At 71.4% G+C, this 25,735-nt stretch carries 21 protein-coding genes and 3 pseudogenes; 13 read left to right on the top strand and 11 right to left on the bottom strand.

What is annotated here, in order from left to right:
- Positions 1–257 precede the first annotated feature (257 nt).
- Complete coding sequence (locus H4687_RS01915) at positions 258–2,057, bottom strand: protein-arginine deiminase domain-containing protein (RefSeq protein ID WP_046914330.1); 1,800 nt, start codon at positions 2,055–2,057, stop codon at positions 258–260.
- Between the two features lie 783 nt (positions 2,058–2,840).
- Between H4687_RS01915 and H4687_RS01910 the strand changes: the two genes are divergently transcribed.
- Positions 2,841–3,542, top strand: coding sequence for a hypothetical protein (locus tag H4687_RS01910; RefSeq protein ID WP_050399716.1), 702 nt, complete (start codon positions 2,841–2,843; stop codon positions 3,540–3,542).
- 250 nt (positions 3,543–3,792) lie between these two features.
- On the opposite strand, the pseudogene H4687_RS01905 reads toward H4687_RS01910, so the two are convergent.
- Positions 3,793–4,738: pseudogene (locus H4687_RS01905) on the bottom strand (molybdopterin-dependent oxidoreductase); the annotation flags it as partial.
- Between H4687_RS01905 and H4687_RS01900 the strand changes: the two are divergent.
- The 7 genes from H4687_RS01900 (at position 4,719) to H4687_RS01870 (ending at position 9,914) form a co-directional block, all read left to right on the top strand.
- The gene (locus tag H4687_RS01900; RefSeq protein ID WP_097251188.1) at positions 4,719–5,066 is read left to right on the top strand and encodes a hypothetical protein; all 348 of its coding nucleotides are present in this window, start codon (positions 4,719–4,721) and stop codon (positions 5,064–5,066) included. The pseudogene H4687_RS01905 and the gene H4687_RS01900 overlap by 20 nt on opposite strands.
- A gap of 319 nt (positions 5,067–5,385) precedes the next feature.
- Positions 5,386–5,727, top strand: a complete 342-nt coding sequence (locus H4687_RS01895; RefSeq protein ID WP_046914326.1) for an ArsR/SmtB family transcription factor — start codon at positions 5,386–5,388, stop codon at positions 5,725–5,727.
- 68 nt (positions 5,728–5,795) lie between these two features.
- Positions 5,796–7,439, top strand: a complete 1,644-nt coding sequence (locus H4687_RS01890; protein ID WP_225967086.1) for a SulP family inorganic anion transporter — start codon at positions 5,796–5,798, stop codon at positions 7,437–7,439.
- Positions 7,440–7,456: 17 nt separating this feature from the next.
- Positions 7,457–7,840 (top strand): pyridoxamine 5'-phosphate oxidase family protein, encoded by a 384-nt coding sequence (locus tag H4687_RS01885; RefSeq protein ID WP_225966555.1) that lies wholly within the window; start codon positions 7,457–7,459, stop codon positions 7,838–7,840.
- Positions 7,837–8,262, top strand: a complete 426-nt coding sequence (locus tag H4687_RS01880) for an ATP-binding protein (RefSeq protein WP_046914323.1) — start codon at positions 7,837–7,839, stop codon at positions 8,260–8,262. The genes H4687_RS01885 and H4687_RS01880 overlap by 4 nt, the downstream gene beginning before the upstream one ends.
- A gap of 372 nt (positions 8,263–8,634) precedes the next feature.
- A complete protein-coding gene (locus H4687_RS01875; protein WP_046914335.1) occupies positions 8,635–8,988 on the top strand; it encodes a zinc ribbon domain-containing protein YjdM in 354 nt (117 codons plus the stop codon).
- A 563-nt stretch (positions 8,989–9,551) separates the two neighbouring features.
- Positions 9,552–9,914, top strand: a complete 363-nt coding sequence (locus H4687_RS01870; protein ID WP_046914334.1) for an ArsR/SmtB family transcription factor — start codon at positions 9,552–9,554, stop codon at positions 9,912–9,914.
- A gap of 149 nt (positions 9,915–10,063) precedes the next feature.
- On the opposite strand, the gene H4687_RS01865 is transcribed toward H4687_RS01870, so the two are convergent.
- From H4687_RS01865 to H4687_RS01855, 3 genes are read right to left on the bottom strand one after another with little or no spacing between them, the layout of a single operon-like run.
- The gene (locus H4687_RS01865) at positions 10,064–10,963 is read right to left on the bottom strand and encodes a class I SAM-dependent methyltransferase (RefSeq protein ID WP_107082319.1); all 900 of its coding nucleotides are present in this window, start codon (positions 10,961–10,963) and stop codon (positions 10,064–10,066) included.
- Positions 10,960–11,607: a TIGR04282 family arsenosugar biosynthesis glycosyltransferase gene (locus tag H4687_RS01860; RefSeq protein WP_046914321.1), complete on the bottom strand. Its 648-nt coding sequence runs from the start codon at positions 11,605–11,607 to the stop codon at positions 10,960–10,962. Before H4687_RS01860 ends, H4687_RS01865 begins: the two co-directional genes overlap by 4 nt.
- Entirely contained in the window at positions 11,604–12,317 is a 714-nt protein-coding gene (locus tag H4687_RS01855; protein ID WP_046914874.1) for a glycosyltransferase family 2 protein, read from the bottom strand. The genes H4687_RS01860 and H4687_RS01855 overlap by 4 nt, the downstream gene beginning before the upstream one ends.
- Before the next feature lie 139 nt (positions 12,318–12,456).
- Between H4687_RS01855 and H4687_RS01850 the strand changes: the two genes are divergently transcribed.
- Together H4687_RS01850 and H4687_RS01845 are read left to right on the top strand one after the other, a co-directional pair.
- Positions 12,457–13,191 (top strand): response regulator transcription factor, encoded by a 735-nt coding sequence (locus H4687_RS01850; RefSeq protein WP_046914873.1) that lies wholly within the window; start codon positions 12,457–12,459, stop codon positions 13,189–13,191.
- On the top strand, positions 13,181–14,293 hold the full coding sequence (locus H4687_RS01845; protein ID WP_046914872.1) for a sensor histidine kinase: 1,113 nt from the start codon (positions 13,181–13,183) through the stop codon (positions 14,291–14,293). Before H4687_RS01850 ends, H4687_RS01845 begins: the two co-directional genes overlap by 11 nt.
- A 106-nt stretch (positions 14,294–14,399) precedes the next feature.
- Here H4687_RS01845 and H4687_RS01840 read toward each other — a convergent pair whose 3' ends face one another.
- Both H4687_RS01840 and H4687_RS01835 read right to left on the bottom strand, forming a co-directional pair.
- A complete protein-coding gene (locus tag H4687_RS01840; protein WP_046914871.1) occupies positions 14,400–15,452 on the bottom strand; it encodes an NAD-dependent epimerase/dehydratase family protein in 1,053 nt (350 codons plus the stop codon).
- A 53-nt stretch (positions 15,453–15,505) separates the two neighbouring features.
- Positions 15,506–15,847, bottom strand: coding sequence for a hypothetical protein (locus H4687_RS01835; protein ID WP_225966554.1), 342 nt, complete (start codon positions 15,845–15,847; stop codon positions 15,506–15,508).
- A 640-nt stretch (positions 15,848–16,487) separates the two neighbouring features.
- Between H4687_RS01835 and H4687_RS01830 the strand changes: the two genes are divergently transcribed.
- From H4687_RS01830 to H4687_RS47935, 3 genes and pseudogenes are all read left to right on the top strand, one after another.
- Positions 16,488–17,846, top strand: a complete 1,359-nt coding sequence (locus H4687_RS01830) for a membrane protein (RefSeq protein WP_046914870.1) — start codon at positions 16,488–16,490, stop codon at positions 17,844–17,846.
- Positions 17,847–18,156: 310 nt separating this feature from the next.
- Positions 18,157–18,870: pseudogene (locus H4687_RS01825) on the top strand (DUF1996 domain-containing protein); the annotation flags it as partial.
- A 123-nt stretch (positions 18,871–18,993) separates the two neighbouring features.
- Positions 18,994–19,118 (top strand): annotated as a pseudogene (locus H4687_RS47935) (IS5/IS1182 family transposase); the annotation flags it as partial.
- 109 nt (positions 19,119–19,227) lie between these two features.
- Here the strand turns inward: H4687_RS47935 and H4687_RS01820 are convergent.
- From H4687_RS01820 to H4687_RS01805, 4 genes are all read right to left on the bottom strand, one after another.
- Positions 19,228–22,380, bottom strand: a complete 3,153-nt coding sequence (locus tag H4687_RS01820; RefSeq protein WP_046914869.1) for an alpha-N-acetylglucosaminidase — start codon at positions 22,378–22,380, stop codon at positions 19,228–19,230.
- A gap of 66 nt (positions 22,381–22,446) precedes the next feature.
- Positions 22,447–23,340: a sialidase family protein gene (locus tag H4687_RS01815; protein ID WP_046914868.1), complete on the bottom strand. Its 894-nt coding sequence runs from the start codon at positions 23,338–23,340 to the stop codon at positions 22,447–22,449.
- Positions 23,337–24,278, bottom strand: coding sequence for a hypothetical protein (locus H4687_RS01810; protein ID WP_046914867.1), 942 nt, complete (start codon positions 24,276–24,278; stop codon positions 23,337–23,339). The genes H4687_RS01815 and H4687_RS01810 overlap by 4 nt, the downstream gene beginning before the upstream one ends.
- A 5-nt stretch (positions 24,279–24,283) precedes the next feature.
- Positions 24,284–25,735, bottom strand: coding sequence for an alpha-L-fucosidase (locus tag H4687_RS01805; RefSeq protein ID WP_046914866.1), 1,452 nt, complete (start codon positions 25,733–25,735; stop codon positions 24,284–24,286).

The following is a 25,735-nucleotide window of genomic DNA, read 5'->3' as shown; positions in this document are numbered from 1 at the left end:
AAGGGGCGGCCTGCCTGCGTCGGCGGGCCGCCCCTTGTTCGGCCGTCGATCCGTCCAGCGCGACCCTGCGGTTCCTGTCCCGCCTGACCGCCCTGCCCGCCTGCCCGGCGCCGAGGGCGCGGCACCCGATGGTGACGGCTCGGCGCGGAGCAGCAGGCCTGCCGGTGCCCCCGGCGGTGTGGACACACCTACTCTCAGCCCGCCGCCGGGGCCACCACGCTGTACCGGTATGTGCCCGAGGCCATCGAGATTCGGTCCTACCGAATGGAACTCCACCACGCCGTGTCCGCAGCGCGGATCGTGTTGGTGCCGCAGTGCACCTCGCCGGCGGAGACGTGGTGGGTGCGCCAGTCGTCCAGGTAGCGCACCCGCATGCCGGTCTTGGCGTATGCCTTGGTCACCGCGGCGGCGAGGATGTCCTTGCCGCCGACGACCGGGCCCCACTGCTTGGCGGCCAGGTAAGTCTTCGGGGTCAGTACGACGCCGTTGACGGCGCCGGGGTAATACGCGATGACCGGCCGGTTCTGCGCAGGCGCGGAGGGCGCGGAGGGCGTCCCGGGGGAGCCGCCGAAGCCGAAGCCGCTCTCGAACATCGCCGGGATCTTCACGATCTCTGCGTCCGTGACGCCGGTCTCGCGCTTCAGCAGTGCCAGGTTCTCCTTGAGCTTCCCGGCCGCGTACGCGTTGTCCTTGAGCAACTGCCGGTCGGACAGGGCCTGGTCGATCGTGGGGATGCGGCCCCAGGCGTAGGAGCGGGGTATGGAGAACACCTTCGTGTGGCCGTGCCCGTCGCGTTGCGCCTTGCGCAGCAGGGCGAGCGCGCCCTCCGGGTCGGCGATGCCGATCTTCCATCCACGCGGGGTGTCGGCGGGCAGGAACTGCACGAACTCGTCCACATGACCGACACCGAGCCAGCTGGCGTCGAGTACCAGCGGGTCCTGGGCCTGCTGCGCCCTGAGGAATCCGGTGTGCGAGGGCAGCCGGGAGCCGTGCCGACCGGTGATGATCCGGCCAGCCGGGTACGACTTGCCGTTGTGGGTGTACGGCGGGATGGTCTCCAGGTTGCCCGTGGAGTTGATCTGGCCGTCGTACAGCCCCTTGTTGATCTGTACGGCGCCGACGCCGGGACCGCGCAGCTCGAAGACCTGCTTGCCCGGGTCGCGGTCCATCTGCGCCGAGCGGATCATCATCCGCAGCACACGCGGCTTGCCGCCCGGGCCGGGCATACTGACGTAACCGGGCTCGATGAAGTCCTGCGCCCAGACGTCCGAGCCGTCCTTGAACATGTACGTCGGCTTGGTGATACCGGCCTTGCGCACTTCCTTCGCGAACGCCCTTGCGAACGTGCGCTGGTTGGTGTCATCGCGGTTTCCGTCCACGACCAGCGCCTGTTGGACACGCTGCAGGTGGTGTTGGGTCAGGACCGGGGCGGCGCGCAGCATCACCTCGTCCGTGGAGGTGCGTTCGCCGTCGGTGACGGTGAAACGGACGGTGATCCGGCCGTCCCAGTCCTCCCGGATGACGTCCCGCCCGTCGAGGCCGAGCCGCAGCCCGGACCGCAGTTCAGCCGCGGTGACCCGGGTGCGATCGGTGACGTACGACCAGGTGCCGCCGCGCCGGAGGAACAGCCGGACCTTGGACTTGCCCGCGCCGACGAGCTGGAGGCTGCCGGTGGCGGTGTCCGAGACGTCACCGGCCGGGACCGTCCGCAGCGGCGCCAAGTACTCGGGAGCCCGTACGACAGTGCCCTCGGCGTCGTTGCACGCCTGGAGACGGGCGTTGGACAGCCAACGGCCGTCCGGCGTCCTCGTCTTGCAACGCCGCTGCTTGTCACCGAGGTTCGGCAGGAAGATCGCGCCTCGCCCGCTGGTCCATGTCGTCTGGCCCGCCGCATCGGAATCCCCGGTGACATCGACCGCACCGTCCCGGTTCACATCGGCACGAATGTCTGCCCGTACAGCGCCCGTGGCGTCAGCCGCAGAGGCCGGCACCGTGCCGGAGACAGCCGCCAGAGCGATCGCCAACGCTGTCGCAGTCCTGGCACTCACTTTGTTCATTCGCGTACTCCTCATGGGGGTGTCTGCACCTCCATCCCATCGCGCTCCCATGAGGCATGCCCTCCGCTGACCGGTGGAGCGACCCCCGCCGACAGGCCGGACTCCGATCATCCGAAAGTGGTACCCGTGACCGGGCGGCGCAGGTCCGGCGGCGCCGCCGGACCTGCCGCGCCCTCGCCGACTCCGGCGCGGAGACCGCCAGAGAGACCAGGTGACCCGACCGGCGCAGCCCAGTGATCACTGCCGCCGGGCGGCCGCCCAGCGCACAGGGGGATGCGCCCACCGCAGCGGCCGCACGGCCAACCGACCGGCACAGGCCGGTCATCGGACCCCTGTCGGTGACGCGAGAGGCTGACGAGGATCGGCTGCACGTCGGACCGGCAGCGCCGCGCCCGTGGCAGCGGCCGTAGCCCAGTCCGTGCTGCGGCTGAAGACTCTGCCTGCGTGATCTCCCTTGCCAGCTCGAGCGTGGTGAAGCCGGCGTCTTGGGTGGGCGTTCAGCCTGGAACGGCGACGATGTTGCGCGCGTAGGTCTGGCGGTCCTCTTCGCGGACCACTGGCAGGTGCAGGAACACTCCGTCCGCGCCGCAGCAGGCAGTCCTGCCTACTGAGCACAGAACTGCCCGCGCGTTCGAGCCCGAGAAGGACCCTGCCGAGGCCGCCGAGCACTCACTCGTCCTGCCACCGGTGGATCCCGCCTGCTCCGCACGTATCACCGCGCGCCGGCCCGCCCCGGTCGGGAACCGCCCCGCTGCCGGAACACCGCCGGGCACAATGCTGTTCATGACCGACGAAGCCCGCGATGACATGGCTGCTCCGCAACTGGGTGAGGCCGTGGCGCTGTTGGCGGGCTTCCTGGGCGCCGAGCCGTTGACCGCGGCCATCGCCTCACTGGAACGGGACCTGACGGGAAGGCCCGTGAGGGAGGTCGGTGAGATGGCCGCCGCTCGGGGTATCAGCCCCCAACTGATGGTGGCCGCGCTGACCGTGCGTGAGAACCTCGGCCGGCTGAACGACCTCATCCACGCGGCCGGGATCGTGCTGGCGCTGCCGCATCTTCTGGAGGACGGGGAGGAGATCGCCGTACGTCCCTCGCTGGCCGCCGGCAACGACCCGCACCGGCCCTTCGACCTGGAGACGGACCGGCGCGTGGCGGAGTTCAAACTGGCGCGGTGGCGCGGCGCGGACGCCATGCGCAAGCGGCAGACGTTCAAGGACCTGGTCATGCTTGCCGCCGACGGCACGGGCCGGCGCGCCGAACTGTTCGTCGTCGGACCTGAGCCAGGCCGCTTCCTGCGCACCTCCAGGGCGACAGCGGCCTGGGCACTGGACCGCACGCCGCACGCGCGCCGAGCTTTCGCGGAGTCCTTCGGCTCCCTGGACGTCTCCGTCGCGGAGTTCACCGAGCGCCACGCCGGCCATGTCCGGGTCACCGACCTGTGCGACGTACTGCCGCCCATGGTGGCAGCGGCGCTGGTGCGCTGATCAGCGTGGGGCACACGGCCAGGCATCGGTCATGCGGCACCGCCCGCGAGGGCGAGGAGGATGGCGCGGTCGACTTCGAGAACGATGCCCAGGTCGGGCTCGAGAGCGGCCGTCCGCTCCTGCGGTAGTGCGCCCAGCCGCCGCCGTTGACATCCTGACAGCCGGTCATCGTCGTCAGGGCCAGGAAGGCGCGGCAGATGGTGTCGGAGTGGAACCAGTGGTTGGTGCCGGCACCCAGCGCGATCACGGACCGCTCGGCGCCGCGGGCGAACTCCCGGCCGATGCGGGCCGCCTGCTCCGCCGGGACCGAGGTGATCGTCTCCTGCCATGCGGGGGTGTACGGCTCGCACGTGTCCTCGTACGAGGCGGGCCACGCCGTACTGCGCCAGAAGCAGGTCGAAGACCGTGGTGACGAGCCGGCCGCCGACCCGGCGCACCGGCAACCCGCGCACCATGACCGAGCCGCCTTCCGTGCTGCCCTCGTCGAAGCGGGGCAGCGCGACCTCGGCCGTCTCCTCGGCCCGCTCCAGAAGGCTCAGTTCGGGTACGACGTCGCCCAGGTCCAGGTTCCAGCGGCCTCGCCCGGCTTCCCCCACCGGAAGCCGAGCGAGCCGCCCGGGACCACGGGTTCGCCCGTGGCCCTGTCCAGGAGAACTGTTTGGACTCGGCGTGCTCAGTGTCGTGCCCGAGGTCGGCGGCGGTCAGGAACCCGTCCGGGACCAGCCCGCGGTCGTGCTCGCGCGGGGGGCGTAGAACGACAGCAGGGTGCCGCCGATCAGCGAGTGGAACCGCGCACCGGCCGCGAAAGACGCCATCGACATCGCCGGGATGGGCGAGAACCCGGCGACGCGGTCGGGGCCGTACGCCTTGACGGTGTGCACCTGGGCGGCCGCGATCAGCTCGCTGACCGGGTCCCAGTCGGCGCGCACCAGACCGCCCTCGCCGCGCGCCCGCTCGTAGGCGCGAGCCTTCGCCGGGTCGGACGTGATCTCGGACCAGGCAGCCACCGGGTCGCCGAGCCGCTTGCGGGCCTCGAGCCACAGCTTCGGCAGCGCCCCGCGCACGTAGGGGTAGCGGACCCGGCCGGGCGAGTACGTGTACCAGGAGAACGACGCCCCGCGCGGGCAACCACGCGGCTCGTACTCGGGGCAGTCCGTGCCGATCGACGGGTAGTCGGTGGCCTGGTGCTCCCAGGTCGAGAGCCTCACCTGCGAACACCGCTGTCTCACCGCCCTCGTCGACGCCGTGCGCGCCGCACCCGACCCGGCGGGCGCGGCGGCCGATGCGCGGGCCCTCCAGGTGCTCTCCGAGGAGCACGTGGCCAAGGAGAACGGCCTCGTCCCGCCTCCGCTCGCCATGACGCCCGAGGTCTCCCTGGCCGCGCTGCTCGCGGACATGCACCACCGGCTCGCGAACGACACGCCTGCCAAAGGGGTCTACGGGACGCAGGGCACCGAGGAAGGCAAGGACGTGCGGGAGCGGCGGACCGGGGAGACCGGCGGCTGCGGCGGAGCGTGTGGGTGAGGCCGTGCGGAGGAGGAGGCCGTGCCCGAGCTGGTTGTGCGCCGGTTCGACTGGGAAAGCTCCGGGGCGCTTCCGGGGCCGTCCCCCGGCACCTTGTCGCCTGTCCGGCGGCACCGCCGGATCGCTCCGGTTGCCCATCAGCGACCTGAAGGTGCGGCGCCGCGGTTCCTGCCCCCTGCGGATCAGACATACACCAATCAATGAATTGCGAAATTCTGCAATTCACTACATGCTGTGTTTGTCGTGTCCGCAGGTGGCCGCTGGCATGGAGCCAGACGACACCCCCGAGCCATCGGGGTGGTGAAGGGAATCCCAGGTCGTGCCGGTTCCGCTGTATCAGGCCAAGGCAGAGTTCTTCCGGATGCTCGGGCACCCGGTCCGCATCCGCGTACTCGAGCTGCTGCAGGGTGGGCCGATGCCGGTTCGTGACCTGCTGTCCGCGATCGACGTCGAGGCCTCGGCGCTCTCGCAGCAGCTCGCGGTCCTGCGTCGCTCGGGCATCGTCACCTCGGCCCGTGACGGTTCGACCGTGGTGTACGAGCTGGCGGGCGGCGACGTGGCGGAGCTGATGCGGGCCGCGCGCCGGATCCTGACGGAGCTGCTGGCCGGGCAGAACGAACTCCTGGAAGAGCTGCGGGAATCCGAGGTCGCGGCTTCGTGAGTACGTTCCACACCCAGGCCGTGGGCCGGGTCCGCTCCTTGCTGCCTGCCCGCGCCGACCTCGCTCTCATGGCCCGCAACCCGCGCCGGGATCTGCTCGCCGGCCTCACGGTCGCCATCGTGGCACTGCCGCTCGCGCTCGGCTTCGGGGTCTCCTCCGGCCTCGGCGCCGAAGCAGGACTTGCGACTGCCGTGGTGGCCGGCGCCCTGGCGGCGCTGTTCGGCGGCTCCAACCTCCAGGTCTCCGGCCCCACAGGAGCGATGACGGTCGTGCTGGTGCCGATCGTCGCCCGGTACGGGCCCGGCGGAGTGCTGACCGTCGGGCTGATGGCCGGTGTGCTGCTGGTCGCGCTGGCCTTTCTGAAGGCCGGCCGGTACATGCGCTACATTCCCGCGCCGGTGGTGGAGGGCTTCACCCTCGGCATTGCCTGCGTGATCGCCCTGCAGCAGCTCCCGAACGCGCTGGGGGTGGCCAAGCCCGAGGGCGACAAGGTCCTGGTGGTGACCTGGCGGGCGGTCGAGGAGTTCGCGAAGGCGCCGAACTGGACCGCCGTGATCCTCGCGCTCGCCGTGGCGGCCGTGATGCTGCTCGGAGCCCGGTGGTGGCCCACCATCCCGTTCTCGATCGTCGCGGTCATCACCGCCACCCTCGTGTCCCAGGCCTTCCACCTGGACGCCGCCGAGCCGATCGGCGACCTGCCCTCCGGACTGCCCGCCCCCTCCCTGGCCTTTCTCGACGTGTCCGCGGTGGGTTCGCTGCTCGCCCCCGCCGTCGCGGTCGCCGCGCTGGCCGCGCTGGAGTCGCTGTTGTCGGCGACGGTGGCGGACGGGATGACGGTGGGCCAGCAGCACGATCCGGACAAGGAGCTGTTCGGGCAGGGCATCGCGAACCTGGCCGCCCCGCTGTTCGGCGGCGTCCCCGCCACCGCGGCGATCGCCCGCACCGCCGTCAACGTCCGCACCGGCGCGGGCTCCCGGCTGGCCGCTCTCACCCACGCCGCCGTCCTCGCCGGCATCGTGTTCGCCGCCGCCCCGCTGGTCTCCAAGATCCCGCTCGCCGCCCTGGCCGGGGTACTGCTGGCGACCGCGATCCGGATGGTCGAGGTCGGCGCGCTGCGGGCGATGGTGAAGGCGACCCGCTCGGACGCGATCGTCCTGGTCCTGACGGCCTGCGCCACGCTCGCCCTGGATCTGGTCTATGCGGTGGTCATCGGCCTGGTCGTGGCCGGCGCCCTGGCCCTGCGGGCTGTCGCCGACCAGGCCCGGATGGATCAAGTGGACTTCAAGGCCGATCTACCCGGGGAGCACAGTGAGGAGGAGCACGCCCTGCTGGCCGAGCACATCGTCGCCTACCGGATCGACGGGCCGCTGTTCTTCGCCGGCGCCCACCGTTTCCTCCTGGAACTGAGCGAGGTGGCCGACGTCCGCGTGGTGATCCTGCGCATGTCGCGGATCACGACCATGGACGCCACCGGAGCCCTGGTCATCAAGGACGCGGTGGCGAAGCTCAACCGGCGCGGCATCGCCGTGCTGATCTCCGGGATACGCCCCGGCCAGCGCCAAGCCCTTCAGTCGGTCGGCGTCCTGGACCTGCTCCAGATGGAGGGGCGGGAGTACGCCAACACGCCGGAGGCCATCGCCGGGGCCCGCGCCCACCTGCATCGGGCCGGGCTTCTGCCCTGCGTCCCTGTCACCGAAGAGGCTTGCCGATGAGCGCTCCATCCCGCCGCATGACAGAGGCTCCGGGCAGCGAGGCGCCGAGGCCGCTCCAAGGCGCCGCCCAGGAGCACATGGTCCATGTCCGGCGTGAGATGGCTGCGGTCCGCCCGGCCGTCCATGTCCTGGAGTACGCGGGTCCGATCGCCCGTACTCCCGCGCAGGCCGCCTCTCCGGCCCGGCGGCCATCGCTCACCGATCACCCGGGGGCGATCAAGAAGGCGGGCGGGAGCGGCCGGCACCTGACCGCTACGGGCCCGGACGAGGTGATCATCGAGGCCGCGGACCACTGCCGTACGCTGCCCGGCTGGGCGCACGACCCGCACGACACCCTGGTCCGCGTTCGTCCGCAGGCGGGGGCAGGGTTCCGCCTGGCCCACGCCGAGGCCGTCCGATGAGCGCCCGACTGGAAACCCTGCCCCTGCGGCATGTGCTGACCCTGCCGGCGATGGGCTCTGCGGTACGGGTCGCCCGCGAGACCACCGAGCAGGTCCTTACCGAGTGGGGCATCAGCCGACGGCATCCCACGGTGGATCCGGCGCTGCTGATCCTGTCCGAGCTGGTCACCAACAGCGTCCAGCACGCCGCCGGTCTGTCCCCGAACGTCACCGTGATCTACGCGGCCGGCTCGCACACGTTCGCGTTCGCCGTCCATGATCGCCACCCCTACCAGCCCGCGCTGCACGCCGCGGTGACGGGTACGGGCGGCGGCGGGCTGGGCACCGTCATGGAGCTGACTCTGGGTCTGGGCGGCACCGCCGTCATCCGCGGTGACGCGGACGGCAAGGGAAAAAGCATCTGGATCACCCTCCCGCTGTGAGATCGAGGCGGCAGCGGATGACCATCGAGTGGCGCTACACCACCCGCCCCGACCGGGGTGTCCTCTCCCTGACCGGACACCTGGGCCTCGAGGCCGTCGCCCGGTGCGCCGGCGCGATCGCCCGGGTCCTGGACCGGGGCCCCGATCCGGTCATCCTGGACCTGACCGCCACTGGGCCCCCTGGTCACCGACGGCACCCTCCCACGATCCCCGTGCAAGTGGACCGTCCCCCCTCGCCGTTCACCAGGCCGTGGTCGGTGGGCAGCGCCGGCGGTGCAGGGACGTGTGGCCCGGCGAGCCCGCCGCGGCGACATGAAGCCTGATGCACGTGAGGCACAGGAAGAACCAAGGCAAGGAAAGACCATGAACGATGTGACCGAGACGCTGCCGCCGTGCCCCGAGTGCTCCAGCGCGTACACCTACGAGATGAGCGCGCTCCTGGTCTGCCCCGAGTGCGGCCACGAGTGGTCGCCCGCAGCCGCCGAACCGGTGGGCGGCGCCGACGACGGGGTGCTCAGGGATGCGGTGGGCAACGTGCTCGTCGACGGCGACACGGTGACGGTGGTCAAGACCTTGAAGGTCAAGGGACACCCGTCCGGGATCAAGGCCGGCACCAAGGTGCGCAACATCCGCCTCGTGGACGGGGTGGACGGCCACGACATCGACTGCAGAATCGACGGCTTCGGTCCCATGCAGCTCAAGGCCAGTGTGGTCAAGAAAGCCTGACAAACGGCCCGTCGGCGTATCGAGGGCTGATGGCAGACCCACGTGGTCCCGTCCTCGGCGGAGTGCGAGACCACTCGTTTGTCGGCCCCCGTGCCTACCCGCGGGCCGGGGGCAGGGCGTCCGGCGCAGCGTCCAGATCCGCATGCACAGTCGACAGAATCAGGTGGCCGGTCCTCAGGGCACCTGCGGGCAGGAGCCGGTACCGCACGCACAGGGCCGACGGGTGCGCGCGTCCCGCTCCACGGCGGGCCGGGTCCCGGACCGCGGCCGCACCCTCGGGGCTCCGGCCCAGCCACACGCCGGCATCCAGCACGATGAGGGCCTCATGGTGGGCAGCACCCAGCAATGACCCGCCGGTGAAGCGGATGGCGCCAACCGTCCCAACCTCACCCTCACGGATTGCTGAATTGCCGATCTCATGAAATCCCCTAGGTCGTCAGGTGCGTGAGAGGGCGCGAGGATGTCCCCATGGCGAAGAGTTGTGGGTGGATCCGATGGATGGTGCACGCACGACAGCGGCCGTCCGGCACCCCGGCGGCCCTGACGGGCGCGGGGCGGGCGCGGTGAGCGCGCCGCTGTACCAATTGAAGGCGGAGTTCTTCAAGACCCTCGGCCACCCAGTACGGATCCGCGTGCTGGAACTCCTCAGCCAGCGCGAACACGCGGTCTCCGAAATGCTCGGTGAAGTAGGTGTCGAAGCGGCCCACCTCTCCCAGCAGTTGGCGGTGCTGCGCCGGGCCAACCTCGTTGTTCCCCGTCGGGAGGGCTCGGCCGTCTACTACTCGCTGGCCAATCCGCAGGTGGCGGAGCTACTGCGGGTCGCACGCACCATCCTGTCCGGCGTACTGGCGGGCCAGGCAGAATTGTTGGCCAACCTCAAGGCCACCGAGCCCGCCGCCCCACCCCGGCGTCGCGGGCCGTCGTAGTCGGCCTCACTCCGGCGGCGACCGCCTCCCGGCGGACACGAGGCGGGACGCCAGGCGAAGACGGCCGCGACGGGCGACACCCGGGGCGCACCCGCTGTCACCACACGTCCTCTTTTCCCTCCTGGTCATACGAAGAGCGCCGGTGTCGGTCACGGTTGGGCCCGCCTTTCGAGGCCGGCGGAATCCTTGTCGTTGTCCGTGGAGTGCTCGTCCGGGACCGCGGGCAGCTCCTCGAATCCTGTGGTCGCACGGTGTAGTTCCACGAAGGTCCGGCTGTGGGTGCTCCATCTGCCGGTGAGGATCCAGCCGGTGGTGTCAGCGGCATGCAGGAGGGCGGTCGTGCCGGTGCGGGCCCAGGGGAAGGGGCGGCCGTGGCGGCCGTGGGCGTCCTCGACGCGGACGGTGAGGCGCTGATTCACATCGTCGTCGGCCGCCTCGGCCAGCAGACGGCCACCGGGGCGTACGAGGTCGCGCAGGCGGGCGAGCAGGGCCTTCGGGTCGCCGCCGATGCCGACGTTGCCGTCCATCAGCAGGATGGTGCCCCATTGGCCCTCTCTCGGCAGGGGGTCGAAGACGGAGCGCCGCAGGGCGGCTCCGCCATGGCGGCGGGTTCGGGTGACGGCGGCCGGGCTGACGTCCACGCCGAGGGCTGGAACGCCGCGTGCGGCCAAGGCGGCCACCAGGCGTCCGGGCCCGCAGCCGACGTCCAGCACGGGACCCGTGCAGCGGCGCAGCACGCCGGCGTCGGCGGTGTCGGGGGCGGCGCACCAGCGCTCCACATCCAGGGGAATCAACTCGGCCGCGCCGTGGGCGTAGGGTTCCAGGCGGCGCAGGTACAGCGGGCCGCGGCCGCTGCGCAGGGCTTGGGCGTAGGGGTCGTCCGTCCACGGTTCGCCCGGCTCCGCGGCAGGCGCGGAGCGATCGGCGGGATGTACCGGCGCGGCGAGGCGGGCGGGCGGCGGAGTGCCGGTCTGTGGCTGGGGCACCGTTCCGACCCGGTCGGACCACTCGGCGGCGGCGGTTTGCGTACCGATTGCCGTGCCGCTCACCGGGTGACCTCCGCGAGGGAGGTCAGGAGGGTGGCGAAGCTCGAACCGGGACGGCAGAGGCCGGCCACCGAGGCGGCGTCGGCCGCGGTGTCGACATCCCGCAGTACCGGCAGGTCACGGATCGTCAGCCCCGCCTCGGCGAGCCTGCGCCGCTGCGTCGCGCCGGTGCGGTCGGTGGACATCGGCGTGCCCCGCACGAGCGCTCCGGCGCGGGACGGGTCGGCGAGGCCGAGGGCCCAGAAGCCGCCGTCTGCCGCTGGGCCGAACCAGGCGTCGTGACCGTCCCTGCCGACGTCGTCCAGCAGGTCGGGAGTGAGCTGCGGGGTGTCCATGCCGATCAGCACCGCGGGCCCGTCGTGACAGAGGGAGAAGGCGGCCGCGATCCGCTCGTCCAGCCCGCCGGACATCTGCGGGACCACGTCGAAGCCTGGCGGCAGCCACGGGCCGGGGTCCCCGTCGAGGACGACGAGGCGGCGCCGGGAGGGGACCTGGAGCGCCGTGCGCAGGGTGTCGGCGAGCGCCGCCTCGGCCAGGGCGGCCGCCTCGTGCGGCGTGTAGGGCGGGGTGAGCCGGGTCTTGACGCGGCCGGGAACCGGTTCCTTGGCGATGATCAGCAGTGTGGCCGCTCCCGTGCCGGCGGTCATCGCGCGCCTCCGGGAGCCGGTGTGAACGGGCCGGTCGCGGGCTGTGCGGCGAGGACGGCGCGCATGTCGCTGACGGCATGCCAGGTGCCGCGCCAGGTGCCGGTGACCTTGGAACGGCCCGTACGCGGATGGTAGGGCACGTCGGTCTCGTGCACGCGCCAGCCGGCGTCGGCGGCGCGGACCACCATCTGCAGCGGGTAGCCGGAGCGCCGGTCGGTCAGCCCGAGGTTCAGCAGCGTCTCGCGACGCGTCGCGCGCATGGGCCCGAGGTCACGCAGGGGCAGGCCAGTGCGTCGGCGGATCAGGCGGGCCAGTTCCAGGTTGGCCAGCCGGGCGTGGGTCGGCCAGGCTCCAAGGGTGGTCGGTCGGCGTCGGCCCAGGACCAGGTCGGCGGAGCCGTCGAGGACGGGTCCTGCGACCCTCGGCAGCAGATGGGGGTCGAGGGAGGCGTCGCAGTCGCAGAAGCAGACGACGTCGGCCGTGGCGGCGGTCAGCCCGGCGTGGCAGGCGGCGCCGAAGCCGCGGCGCGGTTCGTGAACCACGTACGCGCCGAGGTCCCGGGCGATGTCCGGTGAGCCGTCGGTGGAGCCGTTGTCGACGACGATCGCGCGCCAGGTGGGCGGGATCCGTCGCAGTACCCAGGGCAGGGCATCAGCCTCGTCGAGGCACGGCAGCACAACGTCCACGGGAGCGGGGGAGGTTTCGTTCACCCCACTCACCCTACGAACACAAAGGGGGCATAAGGGATTTGGTGTCCTTACGGAACGCTGACGTCGCCACTCCTTACGGAACGCTGACGTCCGCCGCCGCCCCTGGGGACGGTGGAGCCCCGGTGCGAGACTCGCTGGTGTGAAACACGTACTGGTCGTGGACGACGACCCCACCGTCTCCGAGGTCGTCGCCGGGTACCTGCACCGAGCGGGCTTCGCCGTCGACGTCGCCGCCGACGGCCTCACCGCCGTGGCACGGGCGGCCGCCCGACCGCCCGACCTGGTGGTGCTGGACCTGATGCTGCCCGGCATGGACGGGCTGGAGGTGTGCCGCCGGATCCGCGAGGCCGGACCACTGCCGGTGATCATGCTGACGGCGCGCGGTGACGAGGAGGACCGCGTTCTCGGCCTGGAGGTCGGGGCGGACGACTACGTCACCAAGCCGTTCAGCCCCCGGGAACTGGTCCTGCGCGTGGAGTCCGTACTCCGCCGCACCGGTGCGTTGGCGGCCGTCCGGACCGAGGCTGCGGAGCCCTGGCTGCGCGGCGGTCCGCTCGCCCTGGCTCCCATCGCCCGGCGCGCCACCCGCGTCGGCGTCGAACTGGCCCTCACGATCCGGGAGTTCGACCTGCTGGAGTTCTTCCTGCGCAACCCCGGGCGCGCGACGAGCCGCGAGGAACTCATGCGCCGGGTGTGGGGCTGGGAGTTCGGCGATCTGTCGACCGTGACCGTCCACGTACGGCGGCTGCGCGAGAAGGTCGAGGACGATCCGGCCAGCCCTCGTCTGATCAGCACCGTGTGGGGTGTCGGCTACCGCTTCGACCCTCCCCGGCCGGAAGAGACCGATGAGAGGGGAGTCGGCGATGGTCGCTGACACGCTGCTCATCGCCCTGTACGCGGCCGTCGGCGCGGCAGCCGCGGGGATGACCGGTGCGACGGCCCTGCGGCTGCTGCGCAACCGGTCGGTCGCGCTGTCGCTGGCCGTCGTCGCGGCCGTCACGGTCGCCGCGATGCTCGCCGGAACGATGCTGGTGTCCTGGGCGATGTTCCTGTCGGAGCACGACCTGTGGGTGGTGACGACGGTGTGCGCCATGGCCGCGGTCGCCTCCCTCGCCGTCGCCCTCCTGCTGGGCCGGAGCGTCGTCAAGGGCAGCCGGGCCCTGGCCGAGGCCACGCGCGCCTTGGGCGACGACGGCAGCTTCACCCCACCCGTCACCGCGCCCACCGCCGAACTCGCCTTGCTGAGTCGGCAGTTGGTCGCCACCAGCGCCAAGCTGGCCGCTTCGCGGGAGCGGGAGAGAGCGCTGGAAGCCTCCCGCCGCGAACTGGTGGCCTGGATCTCCCACGACCTGCGCACACCGCTGGCCGGACTGCAGGCGATGACCGAGGCGCTGGAGGACGGCATGGTCGCCGACCCGCGCGTCTACCACACCCGCATCCGCACCGAGGTCGAGCGCATGAGCGGCATGGTCAGTGACCTCTTCGAACTCTCCCGCATCCAGGCCGGCGTTCTCGCCCTGACCCCGACCCGCATGTCGGTCTACGACCTGGTCGGCGACGCCATCGCGGGCGCCGACGCCCTGGCCCGGGAGCACGGGGTGCGGCTGGTGGGTGCCGGGGTGGAACAGGTGCCGATCGAGGTCGACGGCCGGGAGATGTCGCGCGTCCTGGCCAACCTGCTCGTCAACGCCATCCGTCGCACACCGGCCGACGGCACCGTCGCCATCTCCGCTCGCCGGGAGGCCGGCCGTGTCGTGCTGTCGGTGACCGACGGCTGCGGCGGCATCGCGCCGGAGGACCTGCCCCGGGTCTTCGACACCGGCTGGCGCGGCACCGATGCCCGCACCCCACCCGCCGGGGCCGGGCTGGGACTGGCCATCGTGCGCGGCATCGTGGAGGCCCACATGGGCCGGGCGGCGGTGACCAACGTGCCTGGCGGCTGCCGTTTCGAGGTCCACCTGCCTGCGGCCGGCTGAATCCACCCGCAGAAGAGGGAACGGCCCGGCGGGGAATGCCGGGCCGTTCCCTCAGGTCCGGGCGGTGCGAATCCGGCTCGCCCGGCCAGGGGCATGACAGGTGAGGTCACACGGCTCGCAGGCCGGACACCGCGAACTCCGCCATTCCCTGTGTGAAGGCGACCTGCGGCTTCCACCCCAGCTCCTCGCCAAGGCGCCGCGACGAGGCGGTGATATGGCGGACGTCGCCGAGCCGGAACTCCCCCGTGACGACGGGCTCCGGGCCGCCGTACGCCTCGGCCAACGCGGCGGCCATCTCTCCCACCGTGTGCGGCTCCCCGCTGGCGACGTTGTACTCCCGATGCCCGCCCTCCGGCAGGGCGTCGAGACCGTCCAGCGCGGCGAGGTTGGCTCCGGCGACGTCCCGTACGTGAACGAAGTCCCGCCGCTGCCCGCCGTCCTCGAACACACGTGGGGCCGCACCGCGCGCGAGCGCGGACCGGAACAGGGACGCGACGCCCGCGTACGGGGTGTCGCGCGGCATGCCGGGGCCGTACACGTTGTGATAGCGCAGCGTCGACACCCTGCCGCCCGTCGCGCGCGCCCAGGCGGCGGCGAGGTGCTCCTGGGCGAGCTTCGTGGCGGCGTAGACGTTGCGCGGGTCGGCGGGCGCGTCCTCGTCCACCAGGCCGGAGACGAGTGGCTCGCCGCAGTGCGGGCAGGGCGGTTCGAAGCGCCCCGTCTCCAGGTCCGCCACCCGGCGCGGTCCCGGCCGGACGACGCCGTGCCGGGAACACTCGTAGCGTCCTTCGCCGTACACCACCATCGAGCCGGCCAGCACCAAGCGGCTCACCCCGGCCTCGGCCATGCCGGCGAGCAGTACGGCGGTGCCGAGGTCGTTGCAGCCGACATAGTCGGGCGCGTCGGCGAAGTCCTTGCCGAGGCCGACCATCGCGGCCTGGTGGCAGACGGCGTCCACGCCGTGCAGCGCGTCGGTGACGTCCGCCGCGGAGCGGACGTCCGCGTGGCGCCAGTCCACCCCCTCGGGGGGCGGCGGTGCGGTGCGGTGGGCGGCGGGCAGCAAGGCGTCGAGGACGCGCACCTCGTGCCCGGCGCCGGTGAGGGCGGCGACGATGTGCGAGCCGATGAAGCCCGCGCCTCCGGTGACCAGGATCAACATGTCCCCGACCGTAGGGCCGTTCGTCGGGCCGGGTGCCGTTCGGCGCGGGGACGTCAGCGGTTCGTAAGCGTTCCGGTCCGCGACGAGTCCGCCGCGGTCCGGGATGCCGCCGCCGACAGCAGAGCGAAGGCCAGAGCGAAGCCGAGCATCGTGAACACACCCCACGGCCGGAAGATGTGGCTGTCGACGAACGACCGACACGCAACGAGCAGCACCGCGGCACCCGGCAGCACCCGTACCCCGTGCCGCCGCCACAGCACCGCGCACGTGGCGAGACAGGCCAAGGCCAGCGCGTACACCCCGGTGCGGCCCAGCTCGTTGCCCACGGCGAACAGCCGTCCGGCCGCCCCGTGGACGCCGTGATCCACCACTGTGCCGGCGGAGATCCCCGTCACCGCGTCGAGCCCGGAGTAGTACGCCGCCGAGCACCAGGAAGGGGAACACGGGCAACAGGGCGATGTGCAGCCCTGCCCAGTCGCCTGCCGTGGCCGCCGTCAGATGCCGGGGGTGGACCAGCCCCGCAACGGCCAGCAGCAGGGGCGCGGCCGTCACCGGCGGCAAGGGAGGCGACCAGGTCGACGCCCCCGCCGACTCGCTCGCCTCCCAGGGCTCCCTCGTCTACGACGACGCCTCCGGGATGCTGCTGGCGGTCAACGCCGGCAGCGGCACGGTGACCGCCTTCCGTGCCCGGGGAACGAAGTTGCTGGGTCGTCAGGTGGGGCGGCCTTCGTCCCGGCGGACGGGCAGACCGGCCGGCCGAGGCTCCCGTGGAGGCCCCATCGGTCTGCCACCGGGGTCGGGGAGTCTGTTCCTCACCGGCGTGAGCTGCGGGTTGTGGGCGGGTACGAAGCAGCCAGGTCACCCATCGCACAGTGGTGCCTGCCAGCGACACGACACCGAGCAGCGAGGTGAACCGGGGCCGCTCGCCGGACCGCGCCGGAAGGCCTGCCGACAGCACCGACGACCTATGACGAAACGCTGACGTCCGAGTCCGACACGGGCACGGCAGCCGCCGTCCGTCCTAACGTTCCCCGCGTGAACCGTGATCTCCGCCGCGACCTGTGCACCGTCGTGGCCGCCGCCCTGCTCGTCGTGACGGCCGCTCTGGTCGGAGTCGCCATCAAACGATCGAAGGACGTCCTCCACGTCGGCTGGCCACCCCTGTACGCCAACTGGCTGCCCCATGTCGGCCCCGGAACCCCGGCTGCGCTCGCCGTCGCGGTGGCCGTCGTGGCGTACGGCCCCATCCTCGCCGCACGCCTGCCCTGGCGCCGCCTGCTGTTCGCCTCCTGGGCCACGGCCACGGCCTGGACCTTCTCCCTCGCCCTCGTCGACGGCTGGCACCGCGGCATCGCCCGTCGGCTGACGACCCGGTACGAATACCTCCAGGTCATCGACCGCTTCGACGACATCCCCGCCACCCTGCGGGACTTCACCCACCACATCCTGGACGGCACACCGGGCCAGTGGCCACCGCACGTCGCCGGACATCCCCCGGGTGCCACCCTCACCTTCGTCCTTCTCGACCGCATCGGCCTGGGCGGCGGCGGGTGGGCCGGCATGTGGTGCATCACCGGCGGCGCCACTGCGGTGGCGGCCGTCCTCGTCACCGTACGGGCCCTGGCCGACGAAACCCTCGCCCGCCGGACCGCGCCGTTCATCGTCCTCGCGCCCGCCGCCGTGTGGATGGGCACGTCGGCCGACGGCTACTTCGCCGCCGTCGCCGCATGGTCCGTGGCCCTGCTGGCCCTCGCGGTGACGGCGCGGACGAAGCGCCGGCTGTGGGCGGCGTCGTTCGGGGCGGGGCTGCTGTTCGGTCTGACCTGCTACCTCTCGTACGGTCTCACGCTGTTTGCGGTGATCGGGGTGGGGGTGCTGCTGCTCGGACGGAAACGGATCCGAGTACTGCCCTTCCTGCTTGCCGGCGTCGCCGTCATACCACTGCTCTTCACGCTCATCGGATTCAACTGGTGGGAGGCCTACCGTCTGCTCGTCGAGCGCTACTACCAAGGAGCGGGTGGCTTCAGGCCGTACGGCTACTGGGTGTGGGCGAACCTCGCCTGCACGGTGCTGGTGGTCGGCCCCGCCACGGTGGCGGGGCTGCGGCGGGCCACCAACGTGCTCCTACGAGAGCGGGAACAGCTGCTCCCCGTTCGGGACATGTCCCGGCTCACCCCCGAACCCCGCCTGGCCCTGCTCGTGCTCGCCGCGTTCCTCGCACTCCTCGTGGCCGACCTGTCCGGGATGAGCAAGGCGGAGACCGAACGGATCTGGCTGCCCTACGCCCTGTGGCTGCTCGCGGTCGGCGCGTTCCTGCCCCGCTCCCGCGCCTGGCTCACCGCTCAGGCGGTACTCGCGCTGCTCCTCAACCACCTGCTGCTGACCGGCTGGTGACGAGCTTCCGTCGGCATCTTGAGAGGCGCGAGGCGGGTGAAGTGGAAGGCGGCCGTGCCGAACTACAGCCGAGTCGAAGGGGTGCGACGGTGGTGCACCAGGAGGGACGGGAGCCGGGTTCGTCCGAGGGAAAGCCAGGTGCAGCGGACAAACGACCAGGCAGGTCAGCCACCCGGGCGACGACACGAACCCACTTGCTCCGAAACCCTCGGAGGAACCCATGCGACGCAACATGCGCAAGCGATCAGGGAGGTCGGGCCCCAGGCCGCAGGGCCTCGACTCCCTCGCCCCCTGTTCCCTGCGTGCCTCCGGCAACCAGCAAGGCAACGGCCAGGGGCAAGGCGCCAACCAGGGGCAAGGTCAGGGGTGCCGCAACCAGGGCGACAAGTGCACGTACTACTGGCCCGTTCTCCGTCTGCAGGACGGCACCCAGGAGTTCGACGCCAAGCAACCCGGCGGTGGTGCCGAGGGCAACACCGGACGGATCCTGACCGCGTCCCAGGTGACCCTGGACTTCGTCGGCAGCCCGCGCGGCAAGGTCGTGGCGATGCCCAAGTTCCTGCGGATCATCACCGGTGACGCCACGGCGTTCACCAATGGCCCCGCGAACGCCAACGCGGCATGGAGCTGCACCGGCTTCGAGAACCGGCAGGTGACGGGCAAGTACCCGATCTGCCCGGAAGGCAGCAAGCTGGTCCGTACGTCGAAGTTCCAGAGCCGCTGGGACGGCCGGAGCATCGACAGTGCCAACCATCGCGCGCACGTCGCGTTCGCCGACCCGAGGACCGGTGCCTGCCCGGCCGGCTTCAAGGCCGTCCCGCAGCTGGTGCAGCGCCTCGTGCACGACGTGGAGGCCCCCAGCCCCGGCGACAACGGCAAGTCCAGCCCGTTCTACGCGGTGGACGGCTTCCCGGAGCAGATGCACAAGCCGATCACCGACCACGGCGACTTCATCAACGTCTTCGACGAGGCCCTGATGAACCAAATGGTCCGGTGCATCAACACCGGACGACAGTGCCGATGATCTCGTCTCCTGGAATCCGAGTGGGCGCTCTGTGAGTCTCTGAGTTGCTCTGCTGCCCCCTGATGGTGTGGCGGCGAGGTGGAAGCTGCCGGTCCGCCGCTGGTGGTCTGGTGATGTGACCTGGTGACTGAACGCAAGCCGTACCCGAGTGACCTATCGGACGAGCGGTGGGCGTTGACCGAACCGTGATCACCGCGAGAAGGGACCGGCCCCGCTCGGTCAGCGACCACCAGGGCGCCTATGGCATGGAGGCCCCGTGGGCGGGGCGCTGACCTGGGCCTTCGGCGCCCATCGGGTCTTTGAACTGAGGGACGTGGGAGATCCGGGACGTGAGCCCGAGGCGGGCGGGGCAGGGGGTCAGGAGACGGTGAAGTCCTGGAACTCCGCGATCCCACGGGTGCTGGTCCAGCCGTTCGCCGCCGTCATGAAGACCCCCACGTCCTGGGTGTCGGCGGCGCCGCCCGGGGTGGCCGTGCCGACGGTGGTCCAGGTCGTGCCGTCGGTGCTGGCCTCGCCCGTGTAAGCGGAGCCGGCGCGGGTCAGGCGCAGGAACACCGGTGCGGCGAAGGAACCTGCCAGCCTGATCGAGTCGAACGTCCCGTCCTGGCCGGAGTCCCAGGACAGCACGCATCCGTTGGACGGTGTCACGGCCAGGTTGACGTACCCGGGCGAGCCGTCGGTGGACAGGTCGTTGCGCACGATCAGCCCTGCGCGGGCCCAGCCGCCGGTGCCGTCCTGCGAGACGACCTTCACCGTGGCGGTGGAGGCGGTACCGAACGCGCCCGCGCGGTGAATGCTGCCGAACTGGTTGGTGCCGGCCCACAGGTCGGCGCCCGCGCCCTCGATGGCCAGCGCGGCACCCGCCTGGCCGAAGACGGCGTCGTTGAAGTTCGCGGTCCGGTTCGGATCCCGCACCCCGGTGCCGGCCATGAGCCGCACCGACGCCGAGGCCGAACCCCGGGGCGTATCCGCCGCGCCCGCCGGTCCCTTCGAGGCGCCGCCGTGGTACGAGGCGGTCGCCCGGACGCGGGTGACCAGAGCGTCGACGGATCCGGTGAGAGTGATCTCGAAGGCCGCCGAGAACGTCTCGCCCGGCGCGACCGACGCGGCGGTCACCGCGCCGACCGGCCGGGCGGTCAGCCCCTTCGGCGTCTCGACGGCCAGCGCCACCCCGGTCGCGGGGGCGAACCCGTTGCGGTTGGTGAACGCCACGGTGACCGTGACCGCACCGCCCTCCACCACCGCGCCCCGGGGGGAGGACGCGGTCAGCGTGACCTGGTGGGTGTCGGCGGCCAGGGTGTCGTGCACCCGCCGTGCCAGCCGGTGGACGTCGCCGCTGGTCTTCGTCGGGTAGCTGTCGTGCCGGTGCGCCCAGTCGTCCTCCAGCGCGAACCAGTCGACCGTCCTGGCGGGCCGGTTCTCCTTCAAGGCGCGGGACAGTTCGCGGAAGTACAACTTCCAGCGGGTCAGGTAGAGGCCGGCGACGAGTCCGGACCACTCCCGGTTGGCGTAGTCGTGCAGCCCCTCCTCGCTGCTGGCCCGGCCGCCCCAGGTGGTGATGATCGAGCGCGCGTCGTACTCCAGTTGGTCCTTCTCGGCCCTCGTGCCACCCCAGGAGCGGGCGTCGGCCAGCCACCTGCCGAGCAGGTGCTGTTCGCTGGTGGCCAGCACCCTGTCCATGAGCTTCATCCAGTCCAGCCAGGTGCCGGTGAGCTCGTCGAAGCGAGCCCGGTCGGCCGTGTCGTAGGCGGCCTTGATCTGCGGCAGCAGCATCCGGCTCCGGCTGGACAGCACCTGCCGCGCCACATCGGCCAGGTCGTGGCGGTAGGCCGAGTTGGTGCGCAGCCCGGGTGCCACCTGGAGCAGTTCGGTCAGCGCCAGGTCGAAGGCGGTGGTGTCGTAGCGGTCCGCCTCCGGTCCCCAGGCCGCCGCCTTGTTCGCGCCCAGGCTCGGGCGGGCCCCGAACAGTCCGTCGGGTGCCTCGCTCCAGCCGTCGGCGCGGGACATGCCGTACGCCGTGTCACCGATGATCTTCCAGGCCGCGAGGGCGTGCGGGTCCTCGGCGCCGTACCGGGACACGGCGTACGAGGCGAACCAGTCGTCGAGGTCGATGGTGCCGGGCGTCCAGGCCAGGTCGGTGAGCAGGGCCAGTGCGGCGTGGTTGTTGTCGGCGGCCTCCGGCATCGCGGCGATGCCGGCCAGGGCGCTGCCGTCCTTGTCCCGCCACTTCGGGTACTGCTCCACCCAGTCGGGGGCGTTGGCCCCGATCGGGGTGTGGCCGCCGAAGTTCCAGATGCTGCCGAACGCGTACGGTGTGCCGCCCCAGTCGCCTTCCCGGTCGGTGACCGTGGTGTAGCGGTCCGACAGGCCGTCGACGACGAACATGCGGGACTTGTCGACGGCGTCGAGGATCTCCCTGCTGGGGTTGTTCTGCCAGCCGAGGATCGCCCAGACGGCGCCGGGGTGGGCCTTGCGCAGCGCCGCCTCCACGGCCTTGGCGGCCTGCCCCACCGGTACGTCACCGGGGTTGCCGCCCTCGTGCAGCAGGTCCATCTTGTACATCGTGCTGTCGCCGAAGCGTTCCGACTGGGCCCGGTAGAAGGCGGCGGCGACCTCGTCGAACGCGGTCGTCCGCGGATCGAGCCAGTCGGGTCGCTTGAACGCGCCCCAGTCGCCCTGGGGTACGACCGCCGCGTCACCGCCGTTCTTCGCCACGAACCCGTCGGGCACCGTACCGAAGTAGCCGGGCAGGACCGGCGTCATGCCCAGTTCCCGCACCCGGTCCGTGATCTTCGCGGCGAGGTCGGCGCGCTTCTCGATGAGCCGCCGGGACACCGGGCCGCCGAACCCCGACATGTTCTGCAGCAGCCACCACGGCTGATGGGCCGGGGCCGGGATCCACGCCCGCAACTCCGCGTCCGAGTAGCCGAACCGGCGGAAGGTGTCGTAGTAGACGGCGTCGCCGCCGGTGTAGACGAGGACCTCGTTGATGCCGTGCAGTGCGAGGACGTCCAGTTCCCGTTCCCACGCCTCCCAGTCGCGGTAGGGGCCGGTGTAGCCGTCGTTGGTGTCGTTGAGGGCGAAGCGGTGCGGCACGTTCGCCGAACCGGCGATCTCGCCGTCGGGGGCGGGCAACAGCCGGGGGAGGTCCAGCTGTTCGCCGTTCCAGGAGATGTCGGCCTTCGCCACCCGCGCGAGATAGGTGTTGAGGCCGGTGAGCAGCACCGCCGGGCTGGTGCCCTCCACGGTGATCGCCCCGGGCCGGCCGGTGACCCGGAACCGGTCGGCGCCGTCGGCGGCCAGCGCGCGCAGCGTGACCTGGCGGTGGTGCGAGGGCAGTAGCCGTCGCAGCGCGAGCGATGCGGCGGTCCTGTCGAACGGCTTCGTGCCCGTGTCCGCGCCCCCTGGGGCGGCCTGGACGCCCTGCGGAGGGGACAGCAGCACCACACCGCCGAACACGGCCGCTCCGGTCAGCAGGCGCCTGCGGCTGAGGGGTTGATTGCCTGTCATGAACGTCCTCTCAGAATTTGCCGGATCTTCCGAGCCGCGGCCGACCCGGTCGCACCGCCGCTCGGATCAGGCGACGGTCATCGCGAAGATGTGCAGGGCGGGACTGCTGCTGCCCAGCCCGTCGCCGACCTTCGGCAGCACGACGGAGCGCAGCTCCCTGCCCTCCAGATCGACACCGAAGGTGAAGAGGCTGACGGGGTTGTCGTCCCGGCGCGAAGGGGTGTTGCGGTACGGCAGTACCGCTGCGGCGGAGGCGTACGACCCGTACCAGTCGGGGACGTCCACCGAGAAGTCCTGCTCCGTGCCGTCCGCGTACATGACCTTCCCGGGGCCCTTGCCCGCGCCCCAGGTGCTGGTCCCGAGAAAGGCCAGCCGGGTGCCGGTGCCGGACAGCCGCACTGTCTGGCCGGAGGACACCACGTTGTCCTTGTCGCCCGGCTGGGCTTCCGGCCAGGTGAAAGTGGTCCCGCCGTAGGTGACCGAAGCCCCTGGAGTGAGTCCGGCCGACGCGAGTGCCTCGGCGGACAGGCTGGAGCGCGAGCCGTCGATGTCGGCCGTGGTGGTGGCGTCGTCGGAGGAGATCCCGGCGTTGTCGAAAGCTGCGGCCAGGGATCCGTACGGGAGTCGCAGCAGCGCGGTCGCGCGGGTGCAGTCGGACCCGTCCTCGTGCACGTCGAAGAGCGCGTGCGCGACGAACGACACCACACCCTCGGCGTCATCGGAAAGCCGGGTCTTCCAGGTCCGGGTCACCGACGTACCGGATGCCAGCTTGCCGATGGACGACGCCTGGCCGACGCCGGATACGGAGAGGTACAACACCGTGCCGCACAGCGTGATCCGTGTGGTGTTGGTGAGCTTGGCGGTCAGTGTCACCGCCTGTCCGGGCTCGGGGGCGGCGGGCTCGTGGGAGAGCGACACGGGAGGCGGGAGGAAGTCCTCCTCGGGGCGGTAGGTGCTCATGCTTCCTCCACGGAGAAACGGTCGAAGACCGCGCGCACGGTCGTCCCGGGATAGTTGGTGTTGACCGCGCTGGCGACCACACCGGCGTCCATGGCTCCGCTCGCCGAGGGCACTGTGACGCTCGCGATCTCTGTCCAGGACAGCAGGTTGGTGGTGCTGTACGCCGTGTACGTGGTGCCGGAGCGCACCAGTCGCAGCCAGGTCGGGTGCGTCGAACCACCGCCGCCGGCCCAGGTGTCGAGATGGCCGTCGCCGTCGCTGTCGGTCATGAACTCCAGGCCGAACCGCAGTGACATGGTCAGTACGGCGTAGCCGCCCTTCTCGGGCGCCGTCAGGTCGTTGGCGAGGGCGATGCCGTACTTCGCGGTGGGGTTGTCGGTACCGGTGAGGCTCACCGTCCTGACCTGCACCGTGCTCGACGCGGTGGCGGCGCCCAGGAGGAGGACGACTCCCTTCTCGTCGGTGCCCCCGGACAGGTCCCGGCCGCCCGCCCAGATCACCAACTGGCTGCCGAACTGGCCGAATCGGGCGTCGTCGGTGGTGGTGTACGTCCGGTACGGGGCGCGCACCCCATTGGGCTCGTAGGGCACCGTGAACGTCTTCGCGGCTCGCGCGCAGTCGCTGCCGCCCGCGTCGACGTCGAAGACGGCGTGCGCGGTGAACGCCACGTCCCCGGCCACGTCGGCCGGCATCCTCGTCTCCCACCGCCGGGTGACCTTCGCACCGCGCCGCAGGTCGCCGAGGGAGATGGTCTTCGCTGCCGAGGTGGCGCCGGGGTCGATCAGATGGAGCACGACATCGCGGAGCGGGAAGGGGCAGTCGTTCGTGAGGACGGCGGTGGCGGTCACCGTGCCACCGCCGGTCGGCTCGGCGGGCTCCGTGGTCACGGTGAGCGTGGGTCCCAGGGCGTCGTACGCGGTGGTGTCGCGGAATCCCATCCGGCTCACCGCTCCCAGTCGACGGTGAAGACGTTGGCGATCTCGCTGGGGAGGGACGGCGGGACGGCGATGTGGATCCTTCCGTCACGGCGGGTCCACCTCAGACTGCCGCTCCTGCCGAGCAGCCGGACCCGGGAAGCGGCACTGACGGGGATGTCGCCTGGCACCGAAAGCGTGCCGCTGGGCGCGCCCAGCACGATGATGTTGAACTTGCCCGGGGAGACGGTGTAGCGGATGCCGAGCGGGCTGCCCTCCTCCTCGGCCCGCACCCAGGGCGTCGAGCCGTAGATCGCGGGGCCGTTGACCTTCAGCCAGGCTCCGATGTCCCGCAGCCGCTCCTGCATGATGCCGGGAATCGTGCCGTCCGGCCTGGGGCCGATGTTCAGCAGCAGATTGCCGTTCTTGCTGACCACGTCGGCGAGCAGCCGGATCAGGAACTCCGAGGTCTTGTAGTCCTCGTCCGGCTCGTGCTTGTTGTAGCCCCAGGAGTAACCCATCGTCATGCAGCACTCCCACTTCTGCGGGTCCATCGTGGGATTGGTGCGCTGCTCGTACGTGGCGAAGTCGAAGTGGGTGTCGAATCGGTCGTTGGTCACCACGCCCTTGGGATGCCTGCGGTTCTTGGCCTGGTTGTAGTAGTGGGCCATGGGTTCCTCGCTGCGCCACGGCGGGTTGCCTTCGGGGCGGAACCACTGTCCGTCCGCCCACAGCAGCTCCGGGTCGTAGCGGTCGATGATCTCGTACAACTGTTTGAGTTCGTAGTCGCCGACGTAGTCCTGGACCGGCTTGTAGCCGGTCAGGGGAATCTCCTTGTCGGTGTAGAAGTTGCGCATCGGCCGGCCGATCGCCGGGTTGAAGTACTCGCCGAGGGAGTAGTACAGACCGGGCCGCACGGTGCCGCGTCTGCGGGCGGCGGCCATCAGCTCGCCGACGAGGTCCCGCCTCGGGCCGTACGCGCCCGAGTGACGGTCCGTCACCTTGCTGGGGTAGAGGGCGAATCCGTCGTGGTGCTTGCTGGTCAGCGCGAAGTACTCGGCGCCCGCCTGCTCGAAGAGCTCCACCCAGGAGTCGGGATCGTACTTCTCGGCCTTGAACCGCGGGATCAGGTCGTCGTAGGTGACGTTCTCGCCGTAGGTGTCGCGGTGGTACTTCCACTCGGCGGTGTCCTTGGTGCTCTGGTACCACAGATACCACTCGGAGGCGCTTCTCGGCGTCGCGCCGCCGATCACCGAGTAGACGCCCCAGTGGACGAAGATGCCGAACTTGGCGTCCTTGTACCAGCGCGGCACCGGATGGGTGTCGAGGGACGCCTTGGTGGGCCGGTAGTCGGGGATGCCGGTTCCGTTCCCGGTGAGCGTCGGGCCGGTGAGGGCCGCGGCGGTCCCGGGCGGGGCGAGGAGCACGGCGCCGCCGACGGCGGCAGCCGTGGTCATGAAGTGCCTGCGATTGACTGCCAT

Origin of the sequence: Streptomyces stelliscabiei, assembly GCF_014873495.1 — a bacterium.
Classification (GTDB): Bacteria; Actinomycetota; Actinomycetes; order Streptomycetales; family Streptomycetaceae; genus Streptomyces; species Streptomyces bottropensis.
The sequence above is the reverse complement of the archived record's forward strand: the minus strand, read 5'-3'. Positions and strand labels throughout refer to the sequence as shown.

Excerpts from the sequence above, each read along its gene's own strand:
- H4687_RS01915 (WP_046914330.1), bottom strand. The coding sequence starts at position 2,057 with ATGAACAAAGTGAGTGCCAGGACTGCGACAGCGTTGGCGATCGCTCTG.
- H4687_RS01910 (WP_050399716.1), top strand. The coding sequence starts at position 2,841 with ATGACCGACGAAGCCCGCGATGACATGGCTGCTCCGCAACTGGGTGAG.
- H4687_RS01890 (WP_225967086.1), top strand. The coding sequence starts at position 5,796 with ATGGCCCGCAACCCGCGCCGGGATCTGCTCGCCGGCCTCACGGTCGCC.
- H4687_RS01885 (WP_225966555.1), top strand. The coding sequence starts at position 7,457 with ATGACAGAGGCTCCGGGCAGCGAGGCGCCGAGGCCGCTCCAAGGCGCC.
- H4687_RS01880 (WP_046914323.1), top strand. The coding sequence starts at position 7,837 with ATGAGCGCCCGACTGGAAACCCTGCCCCTGCGGCATGTGCTGACCCTG.
- H4687_RS01860 (WP_046914321.1), bottom strand. The coding sequence starts at position 11,607 with ATGACCGCCGGCACGGGAGCGGCCACACTGCTGATCATCGCCAAGGAA.
- H4687_RS01845 (WP_046914872.1), top strand. The coding sequence starts at position 13,181 with ATGGTCGCTGACACGCTGCTCATCGCCCTGTACGCGGCCGTCGGCGCG.
- H4687_RS01840 (WP_046914871.1), bottom strand. The coding sequence starts at position 15,452 with ATGTTGATCCTGGTCACCGGAGGCGCGGGCTTCATCGGCTCGCACATC.
- H4687_RS01820 (WP_046914869.1), bottom strand. The coding sequence starts at position 22,380 with ATGACAGGCAATCAACCCCTCAGCCGCAGGCGCCTGCTGACCGGAGCG.
- H4687_RS01815 (WP_046914868.1), bottom strand. The coding sequence starts at position 23,340 with ATGAGCACCTACCGCCCCGAGGAGGACTTCCTCCCGCCTCCCGTGTCG.
- H4687_RS01810 (WP_046914867.1), bottom strand. The coding sequence starts at position 24,278 with ATGGGATTCCGCGACACCACCGCGTACGACGCCCTGGGACCCACGCTC.
- H4687_RS01805 (WP_046914866.1), bottom strand. The coding sequence starts at position 25,735 with ATGGCAGTCAATCGCAGGCACTTCATGACCACGGCTGCCGCCGTCGGC.